Raw genomic sequence first — 22,406 nt, 5'->3', positions numbered from 1 at the left:
CGCAGGTCCTTCGCCGTGCGCCAGCAGGTCCCGCAGCCGCAGGCCGGGCACGCGAACCCCGTCGGCCAGCGCAAAGCGGCTAGATAGTCGCGGCACGCCTGATCGTCGGGAACCACTCCCGCATCTCCTGGAAGGTCCGCGGGTAGTCAGTCCCCCCGATCGGGTGCTCGAGACTCACCCCAACGAGGCTACTGCACTCAAGCAGAGATGCAGGACACGTGTTCGATAACAAGACCCGTTCAGCATCTGATGCTGAACGGGTCCTGTGGTGCTGCTGTGACGAGGTGAGCGCTGCTAGCTCGGCTCGGTGGAGCCTGATGCCGGACCTGCCTGGCCGCTACCGGTGCGCTTGGTGCGTTGGCGCACCTCGCCGTACGGGGACAACCGGGGGTCGTCGTGCACCTCCCAGCCGTCGGCGGCGAGGGCCTCCCAGGTGTCGGCGAGGTCGAGGAGCCGGTTGGCGTTGTAGCGCAGCCACATGGCACCGGACTCGATGCTGTGGGGCGCTGGGATGGACCAGTCGCCGAGGTCTTCACCTCGTGGCAGGCTGCCCATCCTGGCCGGGTCGATGTCGCGGTCGATGGACTGGCCGCGCCAGGCGAGCGTGTGCTGGCCGAGGCCGTTGGTGAACACGACGAACTCGCGGTCGTGCATGTCGTGCACCTGGTCGCGCTGGGTGTCGGTGAGCTCGTCTGGGTCGAAGTCGCCGCGGATGACGGTGATGGGTCCGATGGGCGAGTCGGCCTTGATGAGGGGCAGACGGTCCCAGGGGGCCTTGTCGGGGTTGATGCGGCGCCGGGGGCGCCGCGGTGCGGGTTCGGGCATGCGCCGGCCCTTTCGGTTGGTGTCAGGTCGGCGCAGACCGTTGGTGGGATGGGGTGCCGGGCAAGGCGGACCTTTGGCTGCCGGCAGAGGGCGCGCCCAGCAGCCGCTGAAAGCCCGCGGCATCCGCCGGTGGGCGACTACGGTCGCGACCATGACGGTCGCTGGACAGCCCTTGGGGGATGGGAGTACCACCGAGGAGAAGCTGCGGAGTCTGCTCGCACTCAGAGCCGAACACGACGACCTCGACTACAAGGAACACCTCGACTTGTCGCAGAACAGGGACAAGCTCGAACTCGTCAAGGACTTCGCCGCCATGCAGTCCATCCCGACCGGTGGCTACGTGGTCGTCGGAGCTAGCGACAACGGCGTTCCGTCCTCCCGCCTGGGACGATTGACCATCGCGCACTTCGACCCGTCGAACCTCTACCGCATCGCTCACCCGTTCCTGCCGAGCGTGCGCGTCCAAGCCTCGACACACGACATCGACGGCGTCACCGTCGCGCTCATCTACGTCGGCCCACCGGACCCGCCCGGGGTCGCCATCCTCGTCAGGGACGGCCAGTACCAGGACGGGAGCCGGTCCAAGCACTTGTTCGCCCCGGGTGACGTTTTCGTGCGCCGTGGCGCGCAAAGCGTCCGCTGGCTGCCGAGCGACCTGCCTCGTGTTCTGAGTCGGTGGGAGGACGCCATCCGCGAGGACGAGCGGCGCCGAGCGAGTGCGTACGCCGAGCAACTGCTGCAAGGCCAACGGGCTCGAACCATCGCCCGAGGGCCGCTCGGTTCGCTGACGTGGCGCCTAGCGAGCGAGGAGTTCGACGCGGCGTTCCTCGAAGCGATGCGCGATGGCGACCGCATGACCCTCAGGCGGCTCGTGCTCTCCTTCCGAAGCGATGCCGCTGCGCTGGTACGCATGGACGATGTTGACGAACTCGACCTGCTGCTGGACCGCCTTCTCGCTGCGGTGGCGCAGACGGTCACCTACGTCGAGAAGGAGTGGTTCGAGCAGCTGCTCGGGGTACTCGTTGACGTCTACCGGACTGCTCTCGACCCGACCGGCAACGTGCGACCGGTGCAAGGCACAGCGCCCCAGGAGTTGATGTTGCGAGTCGCGGTGGGCGTCGAGGCCGTCGGCGGGCTGGCAGTTCGCCTGAACCAGCTTTGGGCGGTACGGCCGCTCACGTTGCCCGATCGCCGACTCGCCGCGCAGATACGCGAACCTTCCTGGATACGCCATGGCTTGACGGCGGCTTCGCGCGCGGGCCTGTTGTACCTCGCGCCGCGTGAGGAGGGTGGACAGCCTCGCCAGATAGGAGGGCCCATCGTGGCGTTAGCGCGCCAACTGGTTGAGCGCATCCCTGCCCTGCGACCCGACACTCAGGTCTCGCCGTTCGAGCTCAACGGGTCACCGGAACCGGACGACGCGGTGCTCGACTCGCTCATCGAGTTCGACGTGTTCTGGTGCGTCATCGCGGCGGCGCGAGGCGGGCGCGAGTACCACCAGTACCCCAGTTTCGCGGCGTTCTTCACGCACCGCGCAGAGCCTGCATTCGCGCTGCTCGTCGACGATCTCGACGCTCGGCGGGTCATCCTCGGCGATGACGCCGAAGGCGTGGATGCCGACGAGACGCTCCGAACCGCGCTTCGGGCCGTCGCAAGCACGGCGCGCCAGGTCTCGGCGAGCGAAGGCCGTTGGCCCTGGTGGCCCGAGTCCGAGAAGCTGACCACGTACCTCGGACCTGAGTAGCGGCGACTGGCCGGCGCTGTCGGAGCTCGATGCCACACTCGCCAGGGTGCAGAGCACTGGACCTCAGGACCGGCGGCGACAGGCCCCCGCGTCCCCGGGTCCCGGCCGAGAGCGGGAACCGCACGTGCCGGTGGACCGGCTCGACGACGGCACCTGGGTTTTCGCGCCGTACGGGTCGATGCTGCCCATCGAGGACGGTGCGCGGGTCGTGTGCCACGTGTGCGGCGCGGCACTGGCGGCCATCTCCGCGCAACATGCGCGCCGCCACGACCTGACGCTTGCCGGCTACCGGGAGCGGTTCGGGTTGAACCGCAAGCAGTCACTGCTCGCCCCCGCCCTGGCCGAAACCCGTCGCGTCGAGGGCAAGAGGCGCTGGGCCGAGAACGACGCTCTCCGCACCGGACTCGCCGTGGGCCAGGGCATGGCCCGGTCGGGGGTCCTGCACGAACTGGGCACGACCGCGCAGCCTGCCGGGTCACGGCGCCGCCAGGGCCGGGCCGCGGCCTCGCGTTCGGGCGCGTCCCCGGCGTTGCAGGCGCACCGAGCAGCGCAGAGCGAAACCGCGCGAGCGCGCTGGGAGGAACGGGCGCGCGAACTCGGGTTCCCTACCTTGGACGCCTACCTGACCGAACGACGTGCCCACGGTGGGACCGCGCATCGGGTGCGGACCGAACTCGGCTGCGGCGGAACGACCGCGGTACGGCTGCTGGCCGCACACAACGGCTCAGCGTCTGACCCGAAGAACTCAACGTGAACGCGGCCGTCGAATTGCGGCTCAGGGGACGGCGTCGCGCGCGAGCGGGCGCTGAGATGGGAGAGGCATGAGCACTGCCGAACAGAGGACCCGCTGGCGTCGCCGCGCCACATGGGTGAACCAACTCGGACTGGCTGACGGTGAGTCGGTCCCGCATGACGTGGCGGAAGAACTGGCCGAGGCGGTCTTGGTGCTCCTGGCCGAGCTCGAGCATGGGGAACGCGCTAGGGGCTGAAACGCGGTCTCTCATGGGCGCTTCGCGTGCGTCCAGCGGGGCGTCAGCCCCGAGAGATGCAGGCACCCTGTGGGGGCAGTGGCAGCGCTCGAAATTGTGCAACAGCTGTCTGCACAAATGGCGCGCAAGCGGCGTGCGCGCCCAGAAGTGCTGCCTCCGACCCGGTTGGCTCGACGCGCCTCGCACGGTGCAGTGCACTGCACCCGGTGGACTGCGCGGGTGCCTCCCCGTCGTCGTCGTGCCGGCTACGAACCCGGCGAACTGTCCGAGCAGATGCGCGAGGCCATCACCGCGGAAGCCGCCCGCCTGGACGGGCTCGACGACGACCTGGCGACCATCCGTGCCACCGGCGAGGTGTTCAACGCGCTCGACGACGCGATCCTCGCGATCGGCGAACCACGCCTGCGCGCCCTCGTGCGGCTACGCGCACAAGGCTGGTCCTACAACCGACTCGTCGACGCGACCGGCCTGTCGAAGACCCGAGTGGCACAGCTGGTGCGCGAAGCCCGTGCCCGAGACATCCGCTGAGGCGCACGAGCAGCTGCCCGGGAGACAGCCTTCGCCCTGCAAGTGTGCGCGGGCAGACCCGGCGCACTGTGCACCGCATGGCTCGCGACGACGAGGACCGACCAGGCGATGACGGCACCGAGGGTGTGGCGCTCGGCCTGACCGAGGTAGAGGCTGCCGTGCTCGAACTCGAGCGCGAGTTCTGGAAGTACCCCGGAGCGAAGGACGCGACCATCCACGACCGGTTCGGGTGGACACCGACGCGCTACTACCAGGTCCTCAACGCGCTCATCGACACGCCCGCCGCGACCGCCGCTGACCCGGTCACGGTCAACCGGCTGCGCCGCCTCCGTGCGAGGCGTCAAGGCCAGCGCAGCGCTGAACGCGAAGGCCCCATCAGCTAACTGGCGATGCTGGTGGGCTTGGCGGCGAGAGCCTTGGTCCGTGTCGCTTCCTGTGCGCGAACTGCCATCTCCACCAGGTCGAGTCGGTAGAACCTCGTGCGGCCGTCCGAGCCGAGCGTGAACGGCAGACGACCCCTGCGCGCGCGCTGGTGGACGGCCGCGATACCGACGTCCAGGTGTGCTGCGACCGTGGCAGCGTCCACCCACCCGTGGTCGTCGTCTGGTGGCGCGGGTGGCGCCTTCGGAGCCGGCGGCAGCGCACGCAGACGAGCTCGCTCCGCCCGCACTGCACGCAGTTCGAGCACCGCCTGGCGCGACAGGCTCGGGCGCTTGTTCGAGCGCGGGGTCAGGTCGCCGCGGCGCACCATCTTCGGGACGGCCGAGTAGTGCACGCCGAGCAGGCAGGCAGCCTCTTTGACGGTCACCCACTCGCCAGCCCGGTCTGACATGGCCAGCACGCTACCCCGGGTCGGCCGGGCTCCAAACCGTTCTCCACGGCTCCAGTTCCGTGCGACGCGCTACCCCAAGGTTTGTCGGGCGTCCGGCGCATTCCTGGTCGAAGTGGGGCGCTACGGCGCGCTGTTGTCGTGGTTCCAGTGGACTCGGACGTTGGCCCTGGCTTCACCGACCGCCAGGACTTCGGCGGTGAGCATGTCGGCTTCGTCGTCGGTGACGGCGACGATCTGGCCGGGCTCAAGATGGACGCCGGCCGGGATGCGCAGGACGCCGTAGCCCGCTCCGGTGAAGCTGGCAAGGTCCGCCCGAAGGACGGGCGGCGGTGAGACGCCAGCGCCGACACTGCCTGCCTTCTCGTCGTCGGCTTCCATGGGGTGACGTTAGCCGCGGTAGCCGACGATGCGCGCCACCGCGACAGTCTGCCTCGGGTAGAGACCAGCGCTTACCGCCCGCTACGCACCCGGAAGCGGCACCAAGGGTGAGCCGCGCGGCGGGAGGCTATCCGCACCTACACTTTGGCAAAGTATAGGGATGTGTACCGCCGTTTGTACCTTGCGCAGAACGTAGGGCGAGCCGCGAAGAACCCGCCTCAGCGTTGCCGTACCCGCTCGACGACTGCGGCCGCCGCCGTTTCGGTCAGCAGACGTGAGTGGGGTCCCAGCCCGCGTAGCCCGAGTGCATGCCGGGGTTGTGAGTGCCGTCGAACCCCATCGCCTGGGCGCAGGACTGCACGTGATGCCCGAACTCGGAGCCTGCGCTAGCGGACGCCGACGGCGTCGTCATCAGGGACAACCCGACTGTGAGAAACGCGATGCTGACGACCATGGTCAGTGCGGTGGTCATGGTGGGGCTCCTTCACGGGTTCGGTGTGTGCCTGCTCCTGAGACTTGCCCTCCTGCTCCGGGAGGCACTAGGGCCAACGTCCCCCTCTCGCCGGGACCGTTGGGGGTTGACTTGATACCCCCTGGGGGTATCTTGGAAGGCATGACCAGTCACAAGCACGAACCGGCTCCGACCACTGCTAGCCAGGTCACCGACCCGGTGTGCGCGATGGCGGTCGACCCGGCCCTGACCGAACATGTCGCCGTCCACGACGGCGAGCACTTCTACTTCTGCTCGGCCGGCTGCAAGGACAAGTTCCTCGCCAACCCCGACCAGTACGCCGCCACGCAGCACGACCACGACCACGCCGACCACGACCACGCCGACCACGACCACGTCGGCCATCACGCGCACGGAAGCCAGGCAGGCGGAGAGCCGCCCACGCCGGGTGAGGGTGAGGTCGTGGAGTACACGTGCCCGATGCACCCCGAGATCCGCAGGCCGGGGCCGGGGTCGTGCCCGATCTGCGGCATGGCGCTCGAGCCGGTGATGGTCACCGTCGACTCCGGCCCGTCGCCGGAACTGCGCGACATGACCCGCCGGTTCTGGTTCGGCGTGGTCCTGTCCATCCCGGTCGTCATCCTCGGCATGGGCCGCGACCTCATCCCGTGGCTCCACGACAACATCTCCGCGACCACCTCGGCCTGGACCCAGCTCGTGCTCGCCACACCGGTCGTGCTGTGGGCCGGCTGGCCGTTCTTCACCCGCGGCTGGGCCTCGGTGCGGACGATGAAGCTGAACATGTTCACGCTCATCGCCATGGGCACCGGCGTCGCTTGGCTGTTCAGCGTGGTCGCGACGGTGGCGCCGGGCATCTTCCCGGAGGCGTTCCGCATGGAGGGCGCCGTGGACGTGTACTTCGAGGCGGCCGCAGTCATCACCACCCTCGTGCTCCTCGGCCAGGTCCTCGAGCTCCGTGCCCGCGAGGCAACTTCGGGTGCCATCAAGGCGCTTCTCGACCTGTCCCCGAAGACCGCCCGCCGCGTCCGGGAGGACGGCACCGACGAGGAAGTCACCCTCGACCAGGTGCAGCTGGGTGACCTGCTCCGTGTCCGCCCGGGCGAGAAGGTCCCCGTCGACGGTCTCGTCGAGGACGGCAAGTCCGCCGTCGACGAGTCCCTGGTCACCGGCGAGTCCATGCCGGTCACCAAGGCGGTGGGCGACAACGCCATCGGCGGCACCCTCAACCAGACCGGCGCGCTGCTCATCCGCGCCAACGCGGTCGGTCGCGACACGATGCTGTCGCGCATCGTGCAGATGGTCGCCGAAGCGCAACGCTCCCGCGCACCCATCCAGCGCACCGTCGACCGCGTCTCGGCCGTGTTCGTGCCTACCGTCATCGGCATCGCCGTGCTCGCGTTCGCCGTCTGGGCCCTCGTAGGCCCCGACCCGAAGCTCGCTCACGCCCTTGTGGTCGCGGTCAGCGTCCTCATCATCGCCTGCCCGTGTGCCCTAGGCCTGGCCACACCGATGTCGATCATGGTCGGGGTGGGGCGCGGCGCGCAGATGGGTGTCCTCATCAAGAACGCTGAGGCGCTCGAGCGGATGGAGAAGGTCAACACCGTCGTGGTCGACAAGACCGGCACCCTGACCGAGGGCAAGCCCGCCGTCGTCGCCGTCGAGCTGGCCGACGGGTACACCGGGCACACCGAGACGGAGCTGCTGCGCCTCGCGGCCGCGGTCGAAAACGCCTCAGAGCACCCGCTCGCTCGCGCCATCGTCGACAAGGCCCAGGCCGACCTGGCCGAGGCGGGTGACCAGGTCAGCAGCCGTCTGCCGGAGGTCGCTGACTTCGACGCACCCGCCGGCAAGGGTGTCCTCGGCACCGTCGACGGCAGGCGGGTGCTCATCGGCACCGCCGGGTTCCTCGCCAGCCAGGACGTCGACCCGGCCGGCCTGTCCGAGTACGCGGACCGGCTGCGCCGCACCGGGGCGACCGCGGTCCTCGTGGCCGTCGACGGCACTCCCGCTGGTGTCATCGGCATCGCCGACCAGGTCAAGGCCACCACCCCGGCCGCACTGGCGGCGCTGCGCAAGGAGGGCATCGAGGTCATCATGCTCACCGGCGACAACCAGGTCACCGCCGCCGCGGTCGCCGCCGACCTGGGCATCGACCGCGTCGAGGCCGAGGTGCTGCCCGACCACAAGGCCGACGTCGTCAACAAGCTCCGCGCCGAGGGACGCGTCGTCGCGTTCGCTGGCGACGGCGTCAACGACGCCCCCGCCCTCGCCGCCGCCGACGTGGGCCTGGCGATGGGCACCGGCACCGACGTCGCCATGGAGTCCGCTGCCGTGACGCTGTTGCGCGGCGACCTCAACGGCATCGCGCATGCCCGGCAGCTCTCCCACGCCGTCATGCAGAACCTCCGCGTCGGGCTCGGTTTCGCATTTCTGTACAACTCGCTGGGTGTCCCGGTCGCCGCGGGCGTGCTCTACCCCGTGTTCGGGTGGCTGTTGTCCCCGGTCATCGCCGCGGCCGCGATGGCCCTGTCGTCGGTCAGCGTCATCGTCAACGCGCTGCGGCTTCGCACCCAACGGCTGGCGTGACAACGACGCCTCCGTACCATCGAAACCGATGAACCCCGTGCGTTCCACCGCCGTCGGCACCCGCAGGCTCCTGCGGGTGCCGACGGCTGCCCGGCCCAGCGCACGCACCGCACTCGCGGCCTTCGTGGCGGCCCTGGTCGTCGGAATCCTCGGCATGCACGCGCTCGCCACCCACGGCACCACGCCCGCCACCGCCTCCGCCTCCGCCGCCTCGAGCATGGCGATGACGGGCGGCATGCCGGCCCCCGAGACGACGACCTCGGGCGACTCGCACCAACGACAAGCGCACGCTGTGACCTCCGACGCCTCGACGTCGGTCGCTGACAACGCAGCCGACACCGGTTCCGGGGCGGGGCACGACATGGGCACCATGGCGATGCTGTGCGTCGTCATGCTCGCCGCCGCCGCGTTGACGCTCCTCGTCCTCCTGGCGGTCCGCATCGTCCGGCCCCTGCTGCCCGACGCGTTCCACCCCGCCGCCGCACCCGCACGCGCCGTGCAGTGGGTGCGCGGCACCGGCCCACCGCACGTGTGGGCGTTCTCCGTCATCAGGTGCTGACAGGCCCACGGCCACCCGCCACCGGCGCTCCGAAGGGGCGACCCACGGTTGGGTGTCGCCGCCGCCTGCCCGCAAGACCCCCGCACCTGCCCCCTGACATCAGGAGAACCTCATGCACACCAAGACCCGTACCCGCGCCCTCAGCGCGCTCGCCCTCACCCTCGCCCTCGGCGCCGGCCTCACCGCCTGCGGCGACGACGCAGCCAGCTCCGGCAACTCCGGCAGCGCGACCGAGGTGAGCACCACCGAGCACAACGACGCCGACGTCACCTTCGCCAGCGACATGATCACCCACCACGCCCAAGCGCTCTCGATGGTCGACCTGACACTCGACCGGACCCTCGACCCCGAGGTCCAGGCCCTCGCCGAGGACATCCGCGCCGCCCAGGGCCCCGAGATCGAGACCATGGCCGACTGGCTCACGAAGTGGGGCGAAGAGGTCCCCGAGACCATGCGCGACCACGCCAACGCCGGCCACGACATGGACGACATGTCCGACAACATGGACGACATGGGCCACGACGACATGCCCGGCATGATGAGCGCCGACGACATGGACGCCCTCGAGAACGCCTCCGACGCCGCGTTCCAGGACATGTGGCTCGAGATGATGATCGAGCACCACGAAGGCGCCGTCGAGATGGCCGAGACCGAGACCGAAGACGGCCAGTTCAAGGACGCCGTCGACCTTGCCGGCCAGATCATCGACGCGCAGAAGCAGGAGATCGACACCATGCAAGGCCTCCTCGACTCCTGACGCCGCAACGCGAGCGGACGCCACCAGTGACGGTGGCGTCCGCCCTCGCGGCGCACGACCCGGACTCCAAGCCATCAGCGGCCCTCCGCGGCCCCACCGACCCCGAAGAAGCCCTCGTGAAGACATCAACCGCCGCCCGGCGGACAACAGCCGCCGCCCTCACCGCAGCCCTCACCCTCCTCCTGGCCGGTTGCAGCGACGCCCCCGCCACCACCGCCAGCTCCTCCAGCTCCTCCAGCTCCTCGAGCTCCACCGCGGCAGCGCCCGCCGAGGAGTCACTCCCACCCTGGCCGGTCCCCACCGACGTTGCCGCCCGGGTGGCCGCTGCCGGCCTCGACCTCGGCCCCATGGGCACCGCCGAGCACTACCACCCCACCCTGAGCATCACGATCGACGGCCAGCCGGTGCCCGTCCCGCCCAACATTGGCGTCGACCCGAACACGGGCGCCATGTCCGCGCTCCACACCCACGAGGGCGACGGCACCATCCACATCGAAGCGGACACCGTCGGTGAGAAGTTCACCCTCGGTCAGCTGTTCACGCAGTGGGGCGTCGCCCTCACCCCCACCAGCATCGGCGGTGTCCGCGCCACGGCCGGAGGGACGGTGGCCGTCACCAGCAACGGCACCCCCGTGTCCGGCGACCCCGCCGACCTGCGGCTCGAACCCGACCAGCAGATCGAGCTGACCGTCCCCTGACCTCGCGCCGTCGGACGGGCGTCGGCAAGGGCGCGCTCAAGCGTCCGTACGGTCGCGCTCTGCCTTCTCCTCGGCGGCATGGACCGGGCTGTGACGCCAAGGGAAGACCCACCGGAACAGGTTCAGGAGCGAACGGTGGCACCAGCAGTCGTCGGCGCAACCGCAGGTCCTCGCGCCGAAGCGCTCAGCGACCCGGTTGCCAGCCGCGACGACCAGGTAGACACCGGCCAGTAGCAGGGCAGCACGCCCTCACGACAGCACCTCGAGGAGCTGGGCGGTGGTGGGAGATCCCGCGAGGCCGCCGGGCGTCGCGTAGACGCGACACGCCAGACCGACCGACTCGCCACCGGACGCGAACGGGTCGGCACCGTCTATCCGGATGGTCGGGGAGCCGAGGAACTTCAACTCGTCGGCTACCTCGGCCGTCTCGACCCGCACGTACTCCACGTCGGAGCCGTCGCGGCCCAGCATTCGCAGCGCCTCCGCCAGCCGCACGTCGGCGACCTTCCAGTTGGGGCAGCCGTCAAAGTGCAGCAGCTCGACTCGCACCGGTGGTTCCTCCTCGCTGACGGGGTCGTTGTCCACTGTGCCACCCGCCGAGGGCGGCGGCACATGCCTCACGGCACAACGCAGGCGGCCGGGAGGGTCCTCGCTCCGACCGCATGGGGGTCGAAAGACCCTACCCCCGGGGGGTATCTGAGCGCAGCATGGAGTCAAGAGCCGAACCTTTGAGGAGGCCGCCATGACTGCACCACAAGGCACCCGAACCGCCGCCAGCCCCCTGGCCTCCGGCACGCACGAGTGCCACGTCCCCGCCGCTGGCACGCACCTGACTGCCTCGACGCCCGGCACCCGCGGCTACGCCACCGGACGAGAGAACTACCTCGTACGGCTACGCCGCATCGAGGGCCAGGTGCGCGGAGTGCAGAAGATGCTCGCCGACGACCGGTGGTGCCCCGACGTCGTCAACCAGCTCGCAGCCGTGACCCGGGCAACCCAGGAAGTCGCAGCCGGGCTTCTCGACGACCACGTACGGCACTGCGTCCTCGAAGCCGCACGCAACTCCGGAGAAGCCGGACAGGCGCGCATGGACGAAGTCGCAGCAGCCATCCGGCAAGTCATCCGCCTCTGAAGCCACCTCACCCACCCGCACGACACGACACGAAAAGGAGCACCACGATGAACACCATCAAGACCCGCAACCCGAACCTCGGGCTGTACGCGGTCGCAGCCGCCATCGCCCTCGTCGGCGCACTGTGGTTCGGCGTCCCCGCCGGCACCCTCGCGTTCGTCGGCATCGCCCTCATCTGCCCGCTGATGATGATGCTGATGATGGGCGGAATGATGGGCGGGATGCACGGCAACGGGACCGGCACGCAGTCCCACGACGACACCGATCGCACCAACGAGCGCGACGAGCACTCGTCAGAGCGGTGAGGTCGACATGACCACCCGTCCCACCCGACCCACGACCGACTCCCCGACCGTCACGTCGGGTGGCCGGCCGGGCGGGCCGGACAGCCTGCCGGTGCTGACCGCGTCCGGCGTCGAGAAGGCGTACACGCGCGGCATCTGGCCAGCCAGGCGCAGCCAAGCCGTTCTCCGTGGCGCAAGCCTCGAGCTGCTCCCGGGCGAGGTCGTCGGCCTGGTCGGCGAGAACGGGTCGGGTAAGTCCACCCTCATGAAGATCCTCGTCGGTGAGTTCGCCCCCGACGCCGGCACCGTGCAACACCTCGGACGGTTGGGCTACTGCCCCCAAGAGCCCGTCGTCTACGAACGCCTCACCTGCGACGAGCACTTCGAGCTGTTCGGACACGCCTACCGGATGCAGCCGGGCGAAGAACACGCCGCCCGCCGACGCCTCTACGACACCCTTGGGTTCGGCCGCTACGCCAGCACCCGCACCGACCAGCTCTCCGGCGGCACCCTGTCCAAGCTCAACCTCGGGCTCGCGCTCCTCGCCGACCCCGAAGTGCTGCTCCTCGACGAGCCGTACGCCGGGTTCGACTTCGACACCTACCTCAAGTTCTGGGACCTCGTCGCCGAACGCCGCGCCGCCGGACGCAGCGTGCTCATCATCAGCCACTTCGTCATCGACGAACACCGCTTCGACCGCATCGTCCAGCTCCACGACGGCACCACCCACGTCCGACCGCCCCAGCCCAGCACACCCGCGAGCGCTTGATGAACACCCCCGCTGCGACCCGACTGACGTCCACCCGCCCGGCGTCCGACCGGCGCGGTGGCGGTCTCCTGGTGCGTCGCTTCATCACCGAAGCCGCACGCAACCGCGTCACCCTCACCCTGCTCGTCGTCGTCCCCATCGTCTTCGTCGCCCTCGTGGGCGGCGTCATCACCGACGCCGGCGAACTCCTCGGCGGACAAGGCGGCCCCCAAGCAGAGACGACGACCGCCGGCTGGACGGCCGGGTTCGTCGCCGCGGTCGCGATGTACTTCCAGGTCGCCTCCGCCCGAGCAGCCGACCGTCGCCTCGTCCTCGCCGGCCTGCCATCGGCGCGACTGGTCCTCGCCCGGATGACGACTGGCGCCCTGCTCGCGCTCGTCGCCGCCACCGCCTCCTACGTGACCCTCGTCCTCACCGTCGGCGGCCTCGACCACCCCGCCCGCGTCGCCGTCGCGACCCTCATGTTCGCGGTCGTCTACCTCGCCCTCGGCGCGCTCATCGGCGCCCTGGTGGCCAACCCCGTCAACGGCACCGTGCTCATCTTGTTCGTCTGGCTCCTCGATGTCGTGTTCGGGCCGGCGTTCCGGCCGGCCGACACGATGGTGTCCCGCATCTTCCCAACCCACTACCTGAGCCTGTGGATGATGGACGAGCCCTCCGGGCACTCCGGACGCCCCGGAGACCTCGGCTGGGCCCTCACCTGGACCGTCATCGCAGTCGCGCTCAGCTGGGCGGCCGTCGCCGCCACCAGCCGCACCGCCCGGACACACACGCGCACCCGACCCGGCTCGGTTGTCGCACAACTCGCCGTCGGCACCCGCATGGGACTGCGCGAAGTCGGCCGCAACCGCGTCCTGTGGGCGCTCCTCGTCGTCGTCCCCGGCCTGTTCGTCGCCCTGTCCGCCTTCACCACACCGGACGGCTACGAAACCATGATGGTCCGCGAAGCCGGCCGCACCGTCGCCGCCACGTTCTGGTTCCCCGACACCCACCCCGGACTGATGGCGCCCATCTCGGTCGGAGCCCTGGCCGCCGTCGTCGGCCTGTTCACCGCACTCGGCGCCCGCAACGCCGACCGACGCCTCGCCCTCGCGGGTTTCCGCCCATTCAGCCTGCTCACCTCACGACTCGCCGTGGTGGGAGTGCTAGCCGTCGTCGTCACCGCTGCATCACTGGCGGTCACCGCCGCGTTCTTCCAGCCCGGCCAGTGGGCGCCCTACGTGCTCGCCAACCTGCTCCTTGCCCTCACCTACGCGCTCGTCGGCGTCCTGGTCGGCTGGAGCTTCGGCCGCGTCGGCGGAGTGCTCGTCGCGTTCCTCATCCCATTCCTGGACCTCGCCATCGAACAAAGCCCCATGCTCAACCCCGAACTCTCGACGCTGGCTCACCTGCTGCCCGGCTACGGCGCCAGTCGCGTCCTCTACGACGCTGCCCTGACCAGCAGCTTCGACGAGACCAGCTCACTGCTCGTCGCCCTGGCCTGGCTGGCCGGGCTTGCCATCCTCGTCGCCGGCCTCCTGCACCGCCTCGCCCGGCCGCGGCACCGAGCAGAGCCACATCGAGCAGTCGCCATCACCTGACGCCCACATAGCGGTCCGTAAAGCACGGTGTGCCAGCTTGCCCCGACGGCACCGCGTATCCCGCCCGGCGCCCAGCAGCCGGGCTGACGCCGCAGCACGCTCGGCAACGCGCCCCGGTGGCGCGTTGATGCGGACTCGGCCACCCCGCGGGCAGCGGTGCAGGAGGCTGCGCGGTGAACACCGAGCCGCCTCCATCTCACTTGTCACCTCGCAGGACCGTTGTCAGGGGTCCGGCAAGGCAACGTTGGCCGAAGTCGCTGTCGGTGCCCAGCGGGTCATCCTCACCGACGACGAGGCAGCCGCGGTCGAAGCCGAGGTTCTCGAGTTCACCGGTGATGCCGCCAAGGTCCGAGCGCATTGGAGCCGACCGCGTCGCCACCTCTGAACATGGAACCAACCGATCCGCCGGCGTGGGCACCTGGTCGAACGGCGCTCAGTTCGACTGCGCGTGACAACGACCGCGCTCTCACAGCATCGAGCCCAGGTCAGACCCCACGGTGGGGTAGGCGGCCGTGGTCGACTTCAGTTGGCGTGTGGTGAGCCCGAGGGTGATGGCGAGACCGAAGGTGTTGATGAGCTCTCCGTACTCGGGGCCCAACAGGTGTGCTCCGACGATGCGGTCCGTCGACTGGTCGATGAGCACCTTCGCGGCGGCGGTGGTCTCTCCGATGCGGTAGTTGGAGTACCAGCCGCTGGTGTCGGTGTGACGTACGGTCACGTCGATGCCTTGCGCGCGGGCCTCCTGCTCCAGCATCCCGACGCGGGCGAGCTCGGGGATGGTGAACACCGCGGTCGGGATGCCTGCGTAGTTGGGTGCCGTGGTGGTGCCCTTGAGCATGTTGGAGGCAGCGACCTTGGCCTCGATGACCGCCACCGGCGTCAACGGCATCCCAGGGGTGTCGGCGGAGTCGCCGGCGGCCCACACGGCCGGGTTCGTCGTGCTCTGCAGGTGCGGTCCCACCTCGACGCCGCGCTCACCCCACTGCACGCCGACAACGTCGAGACCCAGGTCGGCGAGGTCGGCGACCCGGCCGGCCCCGTGCACGACCAGGTCCGCCTCGATCGACTCACGCACGCCGTCGCGTTCGACAGTGACGGTGTAGCCGCGACCCTTCGCCTCGACGCCGACAACGACAGTGCGGCATCGCACCTCGATGCCGGCGGCGCTCCCGCGCTCAACGAGCAGGCCGACCAGGTCGGGGTCGAAGCCCTTCAACGGCCGTTCACTGCGGTTCACGATGACCGGTACGGCGCCGGCTCGAGCAACGATGTGAGCGAACTCGAACGAGATGAACCCACCGCCCACGAACACGATGCGCGGCGGAAGCTCTGCCAGGTCGAGGAAGCCGGTGCTGTCGATGAGGTGCTCGTGGCCGGGGAAGTCCAACGGACGCGGACGCGCCCCCGTCGCGACCAGGAACCGGTCCGCGTCGTACCGGACGCCGTCGATGTCGAGCTGCCGCTCTCCGACGAACCGGGCGCGCCCGTGCAGCGTCTCGACACCGCTCTCGGCAAGGCCGGACTCCATGTTGTCGGGGACCGGGTCGGTGAAGCCGTGCTTGTGCTTCATCAGGTCCGCCCAGTTGATCGACAGGTTGGCGGCGTCGACGCCCTTGCCCTGCATCAAGCGGGCGCTGTCGATGACCTCGGCGCCTCGGCGCAAGATCTTCTTCGGGTCGCATCCCCGCAGCGCGCACGTGCCTCCGTAGGGCAGCGAGTCAACGATCGCGATCCGCCACCCCTGAGCAGCGCACTTGTGGGCTGCGGCCACACCCGACATGCCAGCACCGAGCACCATCAGGTCGTAGGTCTCGCTCATCGATCGCACTCCTTCTTCCTCGAGTCGAGGCCATCCATGCCAGGGGCCGCCGGCCGGGACAGACCACGATGAGCCCCCATCCGCGCCCACCCGAGGGCGCCGAGCACGAGACCGAGCGCCGCCAACGCCCAGCTCTGAACCGAGATGCCCACGAGCGCACCCAACGCCACCGACGCAGGCACGCCGCAGCACACGGCAGCGGCTACGAACGCGACCGCAACCCCCACCACGCCAACCCGCTGACCAGTCCGCTCACCCGTCCGTTCAGTCACTGGCCAGCACCGCGCGCAACTGCTCGAGAGTCGGCGACCCCTCATGCCCGGCGGGCGTCGCATACCTGCGGCACGACAGCCCCACCTGAGCGCCGGGCTCCGCGAACACGTCGACGCCAGCGACCTGGACGCTCGGCGAGCCGAGGAAGCCAACACGCTCGGCTTCCTCTGGCGTCTCAACCAGATGATGGATCACCGTGACGTCGGTGCGTTCGGCCGCGATGACAGCCAGCCGCTCATCAGCGACCTTCCAGCTGGGGCAGTCCTCGAAGTACAGCAGCGTGATCTCCACGCCTTCACGCTAGACCTTGCAGCGCGGTACAAGGTCAAGCCGGTAAGTTGAACGGCATGCGCATCGGGGAGGTCGCCGACCAGGTGGGGGTCCAGACGCAGACCATCCGCTTCTACGAGCGCAAAGGCCTGCTGCCCCAGCCGCCACGCGGCGCCAACGGGTACCGCGACTACGACGACTCGGCGCTCACCACTCTCCGGTTCATCCGCAACAGCCAAGCCGCCGGCCTCACCCTCGTCGAGATCGCCACCATCCTCGACCAGCGCCGCACCGGTACAACCCCGTGCGAGCACGTGCACGACCTCCTGACGGCCAAGCTGCTCGACGTCCAGCAGCGGCAACGCGAACTGGCCATCCTCGAAGCCGAACTCGACCACCTGCTCGACCGCAGCCGCCGGCTCGACCCGGCCGAATGCACCGACGAGGCCATCTGCCACATCATCGGCCGAGAACCGAACCCACAAGCTCACCCGGACCCGCGCGACCAGGAGTAGGTTCGCTGGGCATGAAGCGCAGCATCGTCATCGCACTCACCCTCTACCTCACCGCGGCCGTGGGGACTCGCGCCGCAGAGGCGGCGGGGCTGCAACGGTGCCACTGCTCCGCGGCATGCTGGTGCCGCAAGCCGATGGCGAGTGCCTTCCGCTGGGTGTTGCCGGTGGGCCACCGCTAGCCGCAGGCAACGGAGCCAGAGGAAGCGCAACCGCTCACCACAGGAGTAGCAAGCTTCGCCGCGCCGACCAGACAGACCCGGGCACCCGAGATGCCGTACCGGACCGGTCGGAGATCGACAGCCCCCGGATGACTCAGAGCAAGGCGGGCCCTATCCCAGGGTCAGTTGTGCTCGGTGGAAGTCGTAGTGCTGGGTTGGGTAGCGGTACACCTGCTCGAGCGTCATGGAGTCGCCGAAGAACGGGTCCCAGCCCACTGGGAAGTGCATGCGGCGTCCCAGTGCGTCGTCGTCCTCGGTGTCCAGGCCACGATGAAGTCGATCGATGGTGTGGTCGATCTGTCGGGTCAGCCGCGGGCCGTGGAAGACGAGCGCACCGCCGACCGCACCCAGGTAGTTGACGTAGTGGAACGGGCGGGTGCCGGCGTTCATCGCGGCGGCGAAGGTGCGGCTGAACGGTTCGGGAAGTCGTCCGAAGAGCCGCACCAGCGGCAGCAGGCGGCGCACGAGCAGGTAGCCGAACGCCATGTGCCACAGCATCTGGCCATTGGTCCACCGGGTCCCGTTCGTGCGGCGGCGAAGGTCTGCAGCTGTGGCGCGCGAGACGAGCTCGTGCATGTCAGCTCGCACTCGTTCCAGCTCGGCATGGATGCCCTGCCGGTCCGTCGGCTGCCCGCTGGTGGCCACGAACCAGTCTCTCGCGCGATGACCGGCCGGGGAACCCACGGCCGTGGACGGCCACCGCCTCCGGCGAGCCGTCAGGCTGCTGGCCACATGGACGTGGAGCTGCTGGTGGTGCCCGACTGTCCGCACGAGACGTCGGCCTACGACCTGACCCTGACGGCGTTGGCCGAGCTCGACATCGCGGCGTCGGTGGCCGTGACCGTCATCGAGTCAGACGACCAGGCCCGGGAGCGGGGCTTCACCGGCTCGCCGACGTTCCTCATCGACGGCCGGGACCCATTCGCGGAACCCGACTCAGCGGTGGGCCTTGCGTGCCGGATGTACCGCACCCAGTCCGGGCTGGCCGGCGTGCCGGGGTTAGACGCGCTGCGCGAGAAACTACGCCGCTCCGCACTCGCCTGACCACCCGCTCAGCCGTCGGACGTCGAGTCGCGCCTGAGCCGTAGCGCCACCCACAACCCGCACCGGCGGCAGATGTAGGCGCCACCATCCAAGGCGTGCCGCGCTGCCCGCGGCTTGCTTGTTCCGCAGCAGGAGCAGTTCAGCTGCGTGGGTTCCATGCGGGAATGCTCCCACCATCGGCTGTGCCTGCGACAGGGTCTCAGCCTGTCAGCGGTGAGTACATGCTGACCGCGGCGGACGACACTGAGTGTCCCAACCGGAAGCGAGTGTCTCCTTCAGACGCCGGAGTGTCCCATTGAGAGACGAGTGTCCTGGCTGAACTTCCGGACACTTCAGCGAGACTCCGCACCTCGCCGACCACGAGGCGGTCCGGTCGCATCCGCAGCGCCTGCCGGACGAGGGTCTGCAGCGAGATCTCGCCGGCGCCCTCGATGTTGGGAGGGCGGGCTTCGAGACCGACCACGTGCGGGTGCTCGGGGCGCAGCTCGCTGGCGTCCTCGACGAGGACGATGCGCTCGCCGGGATCGACCAGCGAGAGGAGCGCGGACAGCACCGAGGTCTTCCCCGTGCCGGTGCCGCCGGTCACCAGGAAGGCGCACCGCGCGTCGACGACCTCCTCCAGCAGGAAGGCACCCTCGGGCGGGAGCGCCGAGGCCGCGACGAGCTCCGGGAGGGTCCACACCCGACCGCGTGGCACGCGCAGCGAGATCACGGTGCCGGACCGGGCGACGGGCGCGAGCACCGCGTGGAACCGGGTGCCGTCGGGCAACCGCACGTCGGCGTGCGGCGTCGCGTCGTCGAGACGACGCCCGGCCGAGGCGGCGAGCCGTTGCGCGAGCCGGCGCACGGCCGCGTCGTCGGCGAAGGTCACCGAGGCCCGCTCGAGGCCACGACCGCGGTCGAGCCAGACCTCCCCCGGACCGTTGACGAGGACGTCGGTGACGTCCGGGAGGCGCAGCAGCTCCTCCAGCGGACCGGCACCGAGCACGTCGCGCCGGAGCAGGTCGTGGACCGCCAGCACCGTCGCGTCGCCCACCGGCGAGCCCGACGCGCGCAGCGCCTCCGCCACCCGGTGGGGGGTGAGGTCGCCCGCGGCACCCGCCAGCCGGCGGCGTACGTCGTCGAGCACGGTCGCCGGGACCGGGGTGCTCACGCGGCCTCCCCCAGCAGGTCGCGGGCCGCGCGAGCGAGGGGTCCGCGGCTCGCGAGCGGCCCGAGCCCCCGGTCGACGGAGGTCGCCAGGCCGCGCTGGTCGGGCAGCGCGGCGACCACCGGCAGCCCGGTGACCCGCTCCGCATCGGCGTCGCCGAGGCCGCCGGGCCGCACGACGAGCCCCGCCCGGGCGGCCCTCCCGTCGCGGCCGAGCAGTCCCACGAGGCGCGCGGTCGCAGCCAGGCCGGGCACGGTGGCCGGCGTGACGACCAGCAGGTCGTCGCACCGGTCGACCAGCTCGGCCACCGACTCGCCGTGGCGGGCCAGGTCGACGACGACCAGGTCGTGGCCGCGCACCGCCGACGGCAGGATCCGGCGCACCGTCGGCAGGTCGAGCCGGCGCCGCAGCCCCGACCACGTGAGCACCCCGAGGTGGTCGCGTCGTGGCACGCCCTCGCGCAGCGCCCGGGCACCCAACCGGCCCGCGGTCTCGGCCAGCCCTTCCCACCGGACGCCTGCCTCGCCCTCCATCCCGAGCAGCCGGTCCAGGCCCGGGCCGAGGGGGTCGGTGTCGACGAGCAGCGTCGGCGCCCGTGCGGCGTACCACTGGGCGAGGGCGCAGGCGAGCGTGGTGGCGCCGGCCCCGCCCGAGCCCCCGACCACCCCGACGACCCGGCCCGGGGACGCCTGCTCGCCGACGTCGGCGAGCGCGTCGACCAGCCACTCCGCGGCCGAGCCGAGGTCGACCACAGCCTGCGCGCCCAGCTCGACGGCGGCCCGGAAGGCGGCGTCCTCGGGGGCGACCGCGACGACGAGGACCCCGTCGCGGCGCGCAGGGGCAAGGGCGGCCACCTCGAGCACCAGGTCGCCGCCGACGAGCACCAGGTCGGCCGTCGCCCACGCGGCGAGGGCGAGCACCGGGTCACGACAGACCTCGGTGCCGACGCCGGCAGCAGCGCACAGCGGCACCACGGCGTCGTGGACGGAGGGAGAACGGGTGAGCAGGAGGACGGGCATGCGGACGAGCCTCACCGGCGGGACCCACGCCGTGGCGTGCCCGCCCCGACCACCTGTGGAGGACCGCCTCCGGCTCGGGGCTGTGGACACCGGAAGGCCCACGATCCCCGTCGGCCGGCCCCTACGATGACGGCATGCCTCGCCCCACCGCGGCCTTCTTCGACCTCGACAAGACGATCATCGCCAAGTCGAGCACGCTGGCCTTCAGCCGCGAGTTCCAGGCGGGCGGGCTCATCTCGAGGCGCGCGATGCTGCGCTCGGCGTACGCGCAGTTCCTCTTCTTCACCGGCGGCGCCGACCACGACCAGATGGACAAGATGCGCGCCTTCATGTCGCAGCTGTGCGCCGGCTGGGACGTCGCGACGGTGCGCGAGATCGTCACCGAGACGATCACCACCATCGTCGAGCCGCTCGTGTACGACGAGGCGGTGACGCTGATCGCGGAGCACCGTGCCGCCGGCCGCGACATCGTCATCGTCTCGGCCAGCGGCGCCGAGGTGGTCGAGCCGATCGGGCGGATGCTGGGCGCCGACCGCGTCGTCGCGACCCGGATGGAGATCGTCGACGGCAAGTACACCGGCAACATCGACTACTACGCCTACGCCGAGGAGAAGGCGCGCGCGATCGAGCACCTCGCCGCGACCGTGGGCTACGACCTGGCCGAGTCCTACGCCTACAGCGACTCGGTGACCGACGTGCACATGCTCGAGGTCGTCGGGCACCCGTTCGCGGTCAACCCCGACAAGGAGCTGCGCCGCATCGCGACCACCCGCGAGTGGCCGGTGCTGCTCTTCGTGCGACCCGTGGCGCTGCGCCGGCACCTCCCCGGACCGCCCACCAGGCCCGCGCTCGCGGCCCTCGCCGTGGGCGGCGCGGTCGCCGCCGGGGGCGTCATCTGGGCCAACCGCAGGCGGCGGGGGCTCGAGGCCTGACCAGTTCCGCACCGCGCGGAGCCGATCCCCTCGCACCCACCGGCAGGGGGGAAAGTCAACCCTTGAAGACCCCTGCGGGGCGGACTAGAACTGAAGCAGCAACTCAAGAGACAGCACGTGTACCGGGTACCCACGCGGCGATCCACCCATCCGATGGGGTGCTGACCGATCGGGATATTCCCGAGGCAGCGATTGAGAAGAGCACGCTTGGTAGCCACGGCATCACGTGTAGGCGGCGGCACCCGATCCACGTGAGCGGGTGCCGCTCGCATGTGCGCTCGCGTGTGAGGCGTCAACCACGCAGCGGTGAGGCCTCCGCGCCCGCGGCGAAGGCCTCGGCTCCGTAGAGCGCCCACGAGTGGACTCCGCTCGGGCCGCCCTCGGAGTAGCCGCGCAGGTTGGACTCGTACGCCGCCCGGTGGGCCAGGTGCCCGGCCTCCGGCACCACGAGCGACTTGGCGTCCACGCCGCGCGAGACCAGCACGAGCCGCTCGAGCGCCCGGGCCACGATCCCGTTGTGCGAGGCGAACGGCGCCGCCGTCGCCACGTCGGCGTGCGCGACGGCCGCGACCAGCAGGGCCGGCGCCTCGGTGCCGGACAGCAGGAGCTCCGACACACCACGCAGGCGGTCGGCCGACGCGGCGTCGCGCGGGCGACCCAGCTCCTCCGCGGGCAGCGCGGACGACGCCACCACGGTGTGCAGCCGGGCGATGGCCTGCAGCGGCGCGGTCTTGAGCAGCGGCGCCAGCGCGAGCATCGAGGCGGAGAGGCGGACCGCGTCGGCGGCGATCCCGTCGCCCTCGCCGGCCCGGACCTGCTCCAGGGTCGAGGTCGAGCCTTCGAGCACGGCGCTCGCGTGCGCGCCGCGCAGCAGGGACTCGGCGGTCATCTCCGGCGACGTACGCCGCAACCCGCGGTCGCGCAGCATCACGTCGATCCCGTCACGGGTGCCGGCGTAGGCCGAGCGCACTCCCTCGAGGTCGGTGAGCCAGGCGAGCGGGTCGGTCATGGGGAGGACGGTAGTCGCGGCAAC

Annotated in this window: 27 protein-coding genes and 1 pseudogene; 16 read left to right on the top strand and 12 right to left on the bottom strand. The window is 70.6% G+C overall.

All coding sequences use genetic code 11. The features are described from left to right. Positions 1 to 160 (bottom strand): annotated as a pseudogene (locus ASC64_RS21830) (transposase); the annotation flags it as partial. Positions 161 to 294: 134 nt separating this feature from the next. Further along, complete coding sequence (locus ASC64_RS22410; protein ID WP_056909429.1) at positions 295 to 825, bottom strand: hypothetical protein; 531 nt, start codon at positions 823 to 825, stop codon at positions 295 to 297. 151 nt (positions 826 to 976) lie between these two features. On the opposite strand from ASC64_RS22410, the gene ASC64_RS20695 reads away from it, so the two are divergent. From ASC64_RS20695 to ASC64_RS20680, 4 genes are all read left to right on the top strand, one after another. Beyond that, positions 977 to 2,569 carry an AlbA family DNA-binding domain-containing protein gene (locus tag ASC64_RS20695; RefSeq protein WP_056909428.1) on the top strand — a complete coding sequence of 531 codons (1,593 nt, stop codon included), beginning with the start codon at positions 977 to 979 and terminating at the stop codon, positions 2,567 to 2,569. A 124-nt stretch (positions 2,570 to 2,693) separates the two neighbouring features. Next, entirely contained in the window at positions 2,694 to 3,323 is a 630-nt protein-coding gene (locus tag ASC64_RS20690) for a MucR family transcriptional regulator (protein WP_156385319.1), read from the top strand. Positions 3,324 to 3,831: 508 nt separating this feature from the next. Beyond that, on the top strand, positions 3,832 to 4,086 hold the full coding sequence (locus tag ASC64_RS20685) for a hypothetical protein (protein ID WP_056909426.1): 255 nt from the start codon (positions 3,832 to 3,834) through the stop codon (positions 4,084 to 4,086). A 77-nt stretch (positions 4,087 to 4,163) separates the two neighbouring features. Then, positions 4,164 to 4,469 (top strand): DUF3263 domain-containing protein, encoded by a 306-nt coding sequence (locus ASC64_RS20680; RefSeq protein WP_056909425.1) that lies wholly within the window; start codon positions 4,164 to 4,166, stop codon positions 4,467 to 4,469. Here the strand turns inward: ASC64_RS20680 and ASC64_RS20675 are convergent. From ASC64_RS20675 to ASC64_RS20665, 3 genes are all read right to left on the bottom strand, one after another. After that, complete coding sequence (locus ASC64_RS20675) at positions 4,466 to 4,918, bottom strand: hypothetical protein (RefSeq protein WP_156385318.1); 453 nt, start codon at positions 4,916 to 4,918, stop codon at positions 4,466 to 4,468. The genes ASC64_RS20680 and ASC64_RS20675 overlap by 4 nt on opposite strands. A 120-nt stretch (positions 4,919 to 5,038) precedes the next feature. Further along, positions 5,039 to 5,296 carry a hypothetical protein gene (locus ASC64_RS20670; RefSeq protein ID WP_056909423.1) on the bottom strand — a complete coding sequence of 86 codons (258 nt, stop codon included), beginning with the start codon at positions 5,294 to 5,296 and terminating at the stop codon, positions 5,039 to 5,041. A 265-nt stretch (positions 5,297 to 5,561) separates the two neighbouring features. Beyond that, positions 5,562 to 5,768 (bottom strand): hypothetical protein, encoded by a 207-nt coding sequence (locus tag ASC64_RS20665; RefSeq protein WP_056909422.1) that lies wholly within the window; start codon positions 5,766 to 5,768, stop codon positions 5,562 to 5,564. Between the two features lie 141 nt (positions 5,769 to 5,909). Here ASC64_RS20665 and ASC64_RS20660 point away from each other — a divergent pair, with 141 nt between their 5' ends. From ASC64_RS20660 to ASC64_RS20645, 4 genes are all read left to right on the top strand, one after another. After that, positions 5,910 to 8,354: a heavy metal translocating P-type ATPase gene (locus ASC64_RS20660; RefSeq protein ID WP_056909421.1), complete on the top strand. Its 2,445-nt coding sequence runs from the start codon at positions 5,910 to 5,912 to the stop codon at positions 8,352 to 8,354. Positions 8,355 to 8,382: 28 nt separating this feature from the next. Further along, positions 8,383 to 8,913: a DUF6153 family protein gene (locus ASC64_RS20655; RefSeq protein ID WP_056909420.1), complete on the top strand. Its 531-nt coding sequence runs from the start codon at positions 8,383 to 8,385 to the stop codon at positions 8,911 to 8,913. 112 nt (positions 8,914 to 9,025) lie between these two features. Then, positions 9,026 to 9,670 (top strand): DUF305 domain-containing protein, encoded by a 645-nt coding sequence (locus tag ASC64_RS20650; protein ID WP_056909419.1) that lies wholly within the window; start codon positions 9,026 to 9,028, stop codon positions 9,668 to 9,670. A gap of 116 nt (positions 9,671 to 9,786) precedes the next feature. Then, on the top strand, positions 9,787 to 10,368 hold the full coding sequence (locus ASC64_RS20645; protein ID WP_056909461.1) for a hypothetical protein: 582 nt from the start codon (positions 9,787 to 9,789) through the stop codon (positions 10,366 to 10,368). Between the two features lie 249 nt (positions 10,369 to 10,617). Here the strand turns inward: ASC64_RS20645 and ASC64_RS20640 are convergent, their stop codons facing one another. Next, a complete protein-coding gene (locus tag ASC64_RS20640; RefSeq protein ID WP_056909460.1) occupies positions 10,618 to 10,917 on the bottom strand; it encodes a DF family (seleno)protein in 300 nt (99 codons plus the stop codon). A 193-nt stretch (positions 10,918 to 11,110) separates the two neighbouring features. Between ASC64_RS20640 and ASC64_RS20635 the strand changes: the two genes are divergently transcribed. The 4 genes from ASC64_RS20635 to ASC64_RS20620 are packed head-to-tail and all read left to right on the top strand — an operon-like array spanning position 11,111 to position 14,133. Next, a complete protein-coding gene (locus ASC64_RS20635; protein WP_082550689.1) occupies positions 11,111 to 11,500 on the top strand; it encodes a metal-sensitive transcriptional regulator in 390 nt (129 codons plus the stop codon). Between the two features lie 47 nt (positions 11,501 to 11,547). Next, on the top strand, positions 11,548 to 11,805 hold the full coding sequence (locus ASC64_RS20630; RefSeq protein ID WP_056909418.1) for a DUF2933 domain-containing protein: 258 nt from the start codon (positions 11,548 to 11,550) through the stop codon (positions 11,803 to 11,805). Positions 11,806 to 11,812: 7 nt separating this feature from the next. Then, positions 11,813 to 12,553 (top strand): ATP-binding cassette domain-containing protein, encoded by a 741-nt coding sequence (locus tag ASC64_RS20625; protein ID WP_082550688.1) that lies wholly within the window; start codon positions 11,813 to 11,815, stop codon positions 12,551 to 12,553. Beyond that, complete coding sequence (locus tag ASC64_RS20620) at positions 12,553 to 14,133, top strand: ABC transporter permease (RefSeq protein ID WP_082550687.1); 1,581 nt, start codon at positions 12,553 to 12,555, stop codon at positions 14,131 to 14,133. Before ASC64_RS20625 ends, ASC64_RS20620 begins: the two co-directional genes overlap by 1 nt. 466 nt (positions 14,134 to 14,599) lie before the next feature. On the opposite strand, the gene ASC64_RS20615 is transcribed toward ASC64_RS20620, so the two are convergent. Next, entirely contained in the window at positions 14,600 to 15,952 is a 1,353-nt protein-coding gene (locus tag ASC64_RS20615) for a dihydrolipoyl dehydrogenase family protein (protein ID WP_056909417.1), read from the bottom strand. 264 nt (positions 15,953 to 16,216) lie between these two features. Next, positions 16,217 to 16,516 carry a hypothetical protein gene (locus ASC64_RS20605; RefSeq protein ID WP_056909415.1) on the bottom strand — a complete coding sequence of 100 codons (300 nt, stop codon included), beginning with the start codon at positions 16,514 to 16,516 and terminating at the stop codon, positions 16,217 to 16,219. A gap of 56 nt (positions 16,517 to 16,572) precedes the next feature. Between ASC64_RS20605 and ASC64_RS20600 the strand changes: the two genes are divergently transcribed. Together ASC64_RS20600 and ASC64_RS22235 are read left to right on the top strand one after the other, a co-directional pair. Continuing rightward, positions 16,573 to 17,010: a heavy metal-responsive transcriptional regulator gene (locus tag ASC64_RS20600; RefSeq protein WP_056909414.1), complete on the top strand. Its 438-nt coding sequence runs from the start codon at positions 16,573 to 16,575 to the stop codon at positions 17,008 to 17,010. 11 nt (positions 17,011 to 17,021) lie between these two features. After that, positions 17,022 to 17,189, top strand: a complete 168-nt coding sequence (locus tag ASC64_RS22235; RefSeq protein WP_156385317.1) for a hypothetical protein — start codon at positions 17,022 to 17,024, stop codon at positions 17,187 to 17,189. A 150-nt stretch (positions 17,190 to 17,339) separates the two neighbouring features. Here the strand turns inward: ASC64_RS22235 and ASC64_RS20595 are convergent, their stop codons facing one another. Beyond that, entirely contained in the window at positions 17,340 to 17,816 is a 477-nt protein-coding gene (locus tag ASC64_RS20595; RefSeq protein ID WP_268788258.1) for a DinB family protein, read from the bottom strand. A 144-nt stretch (positions 17,817 to 17,960) separates the two neighbouring features. On the opposite strand from ASC64_RS20595, the gene ASC64_RS20590 reads away from it, so the two are divergent. Next, positions 17,961 to 18,272, top strand: coding sequence for a hypothetical protein (locus ASC64_RS20590; protein ID WP_056909412.1), 312 nt, complete (start codon positions 17,961 to 17,963; stop codon positions 18,270 to 18,272). 199 nt (positions 18,273 to 18,471) lie between these two features. On the opposite strand, the gene ASC64_RS20585 is transcribed toward ASC64_RS20590, so the two are convergent. Together ASC64_RS20585 and ssd are read right to left on the bottom strand one after the other, a co-directional pair. Then, complete coding sequence (locus ASC64_RS20585) at positions 18,472 to 19,425, bottom strand: TadA family conjugal transfer-associated ATPase (RefSeq protein ID WP_156385316.1); 954 nt, start codon at positions 19,423 to 19,425, stop codon at positions 18,472 to 18,474. Further along, positions 19,422 to 20,441, bottom strand: a complete 1,020-nt coding sequence (gene ssd / locus ASC64_RS22230) for a septum site-determining protein Ssd (protein ID WP_156385315.1) — start codon at positions 20,439 to 20,441, stop codon at positions 19,422 to 19,424. The genes ASC64_RS20585 and ssd overlap by 4 nt, the downstream gene beginning before the upstream one ends. A 134-nt stretch (positions 20,442 to 20,575) precedes the next feature. On the opposite strand from ssd, the gene ASC64_RS20575 reads away from it, so the two are divergent. Then, positions 20,576 to 21,373: an HAD family hydrolase gene (locus ASC64_RS20575; RefSeq protein ID WP_056909410.1), complete on the top strand. Its 798-nt coding sequence runs from the start codon at positions 20,576 to 20,578 to the stop codon at positions 21,371 to 21,373. Between the two features lie 292 nt (positions 21,374 to 21,665). On the opposite strand, the gene ASC64_RS20570 is transcribed toward ASC64_RS20575, so the two are convergent. Next, positions 21,666 to 22,382 carry a hypothetical protein gene (locus ASC64_RS20570; RefSeq protein ID WP_056909409.1) on the bottom strand — a complete coding sequence of 239 codons (717 nt, stop codon included), beginning with the start codon at positions 22,380 to 22,382 and terminating at the stop codon, positions 21,666 to 21,668. Between the last annotated feature and the right edge of the window lie 24 nt (positions 22,383 to 22,406).

Origin of the sequence: Nocardioides sp. Root122 (assembly GCF_001425025.1) — a bacterium.
GTDB lineage: Bacteria > Actinomycetota > Actinomycetes > Propionibacteriales > Nocardioidaceae > Nocardioides.
This window is presented reverse-complemented; position numbering and strand designations above follow the sequence as displayed.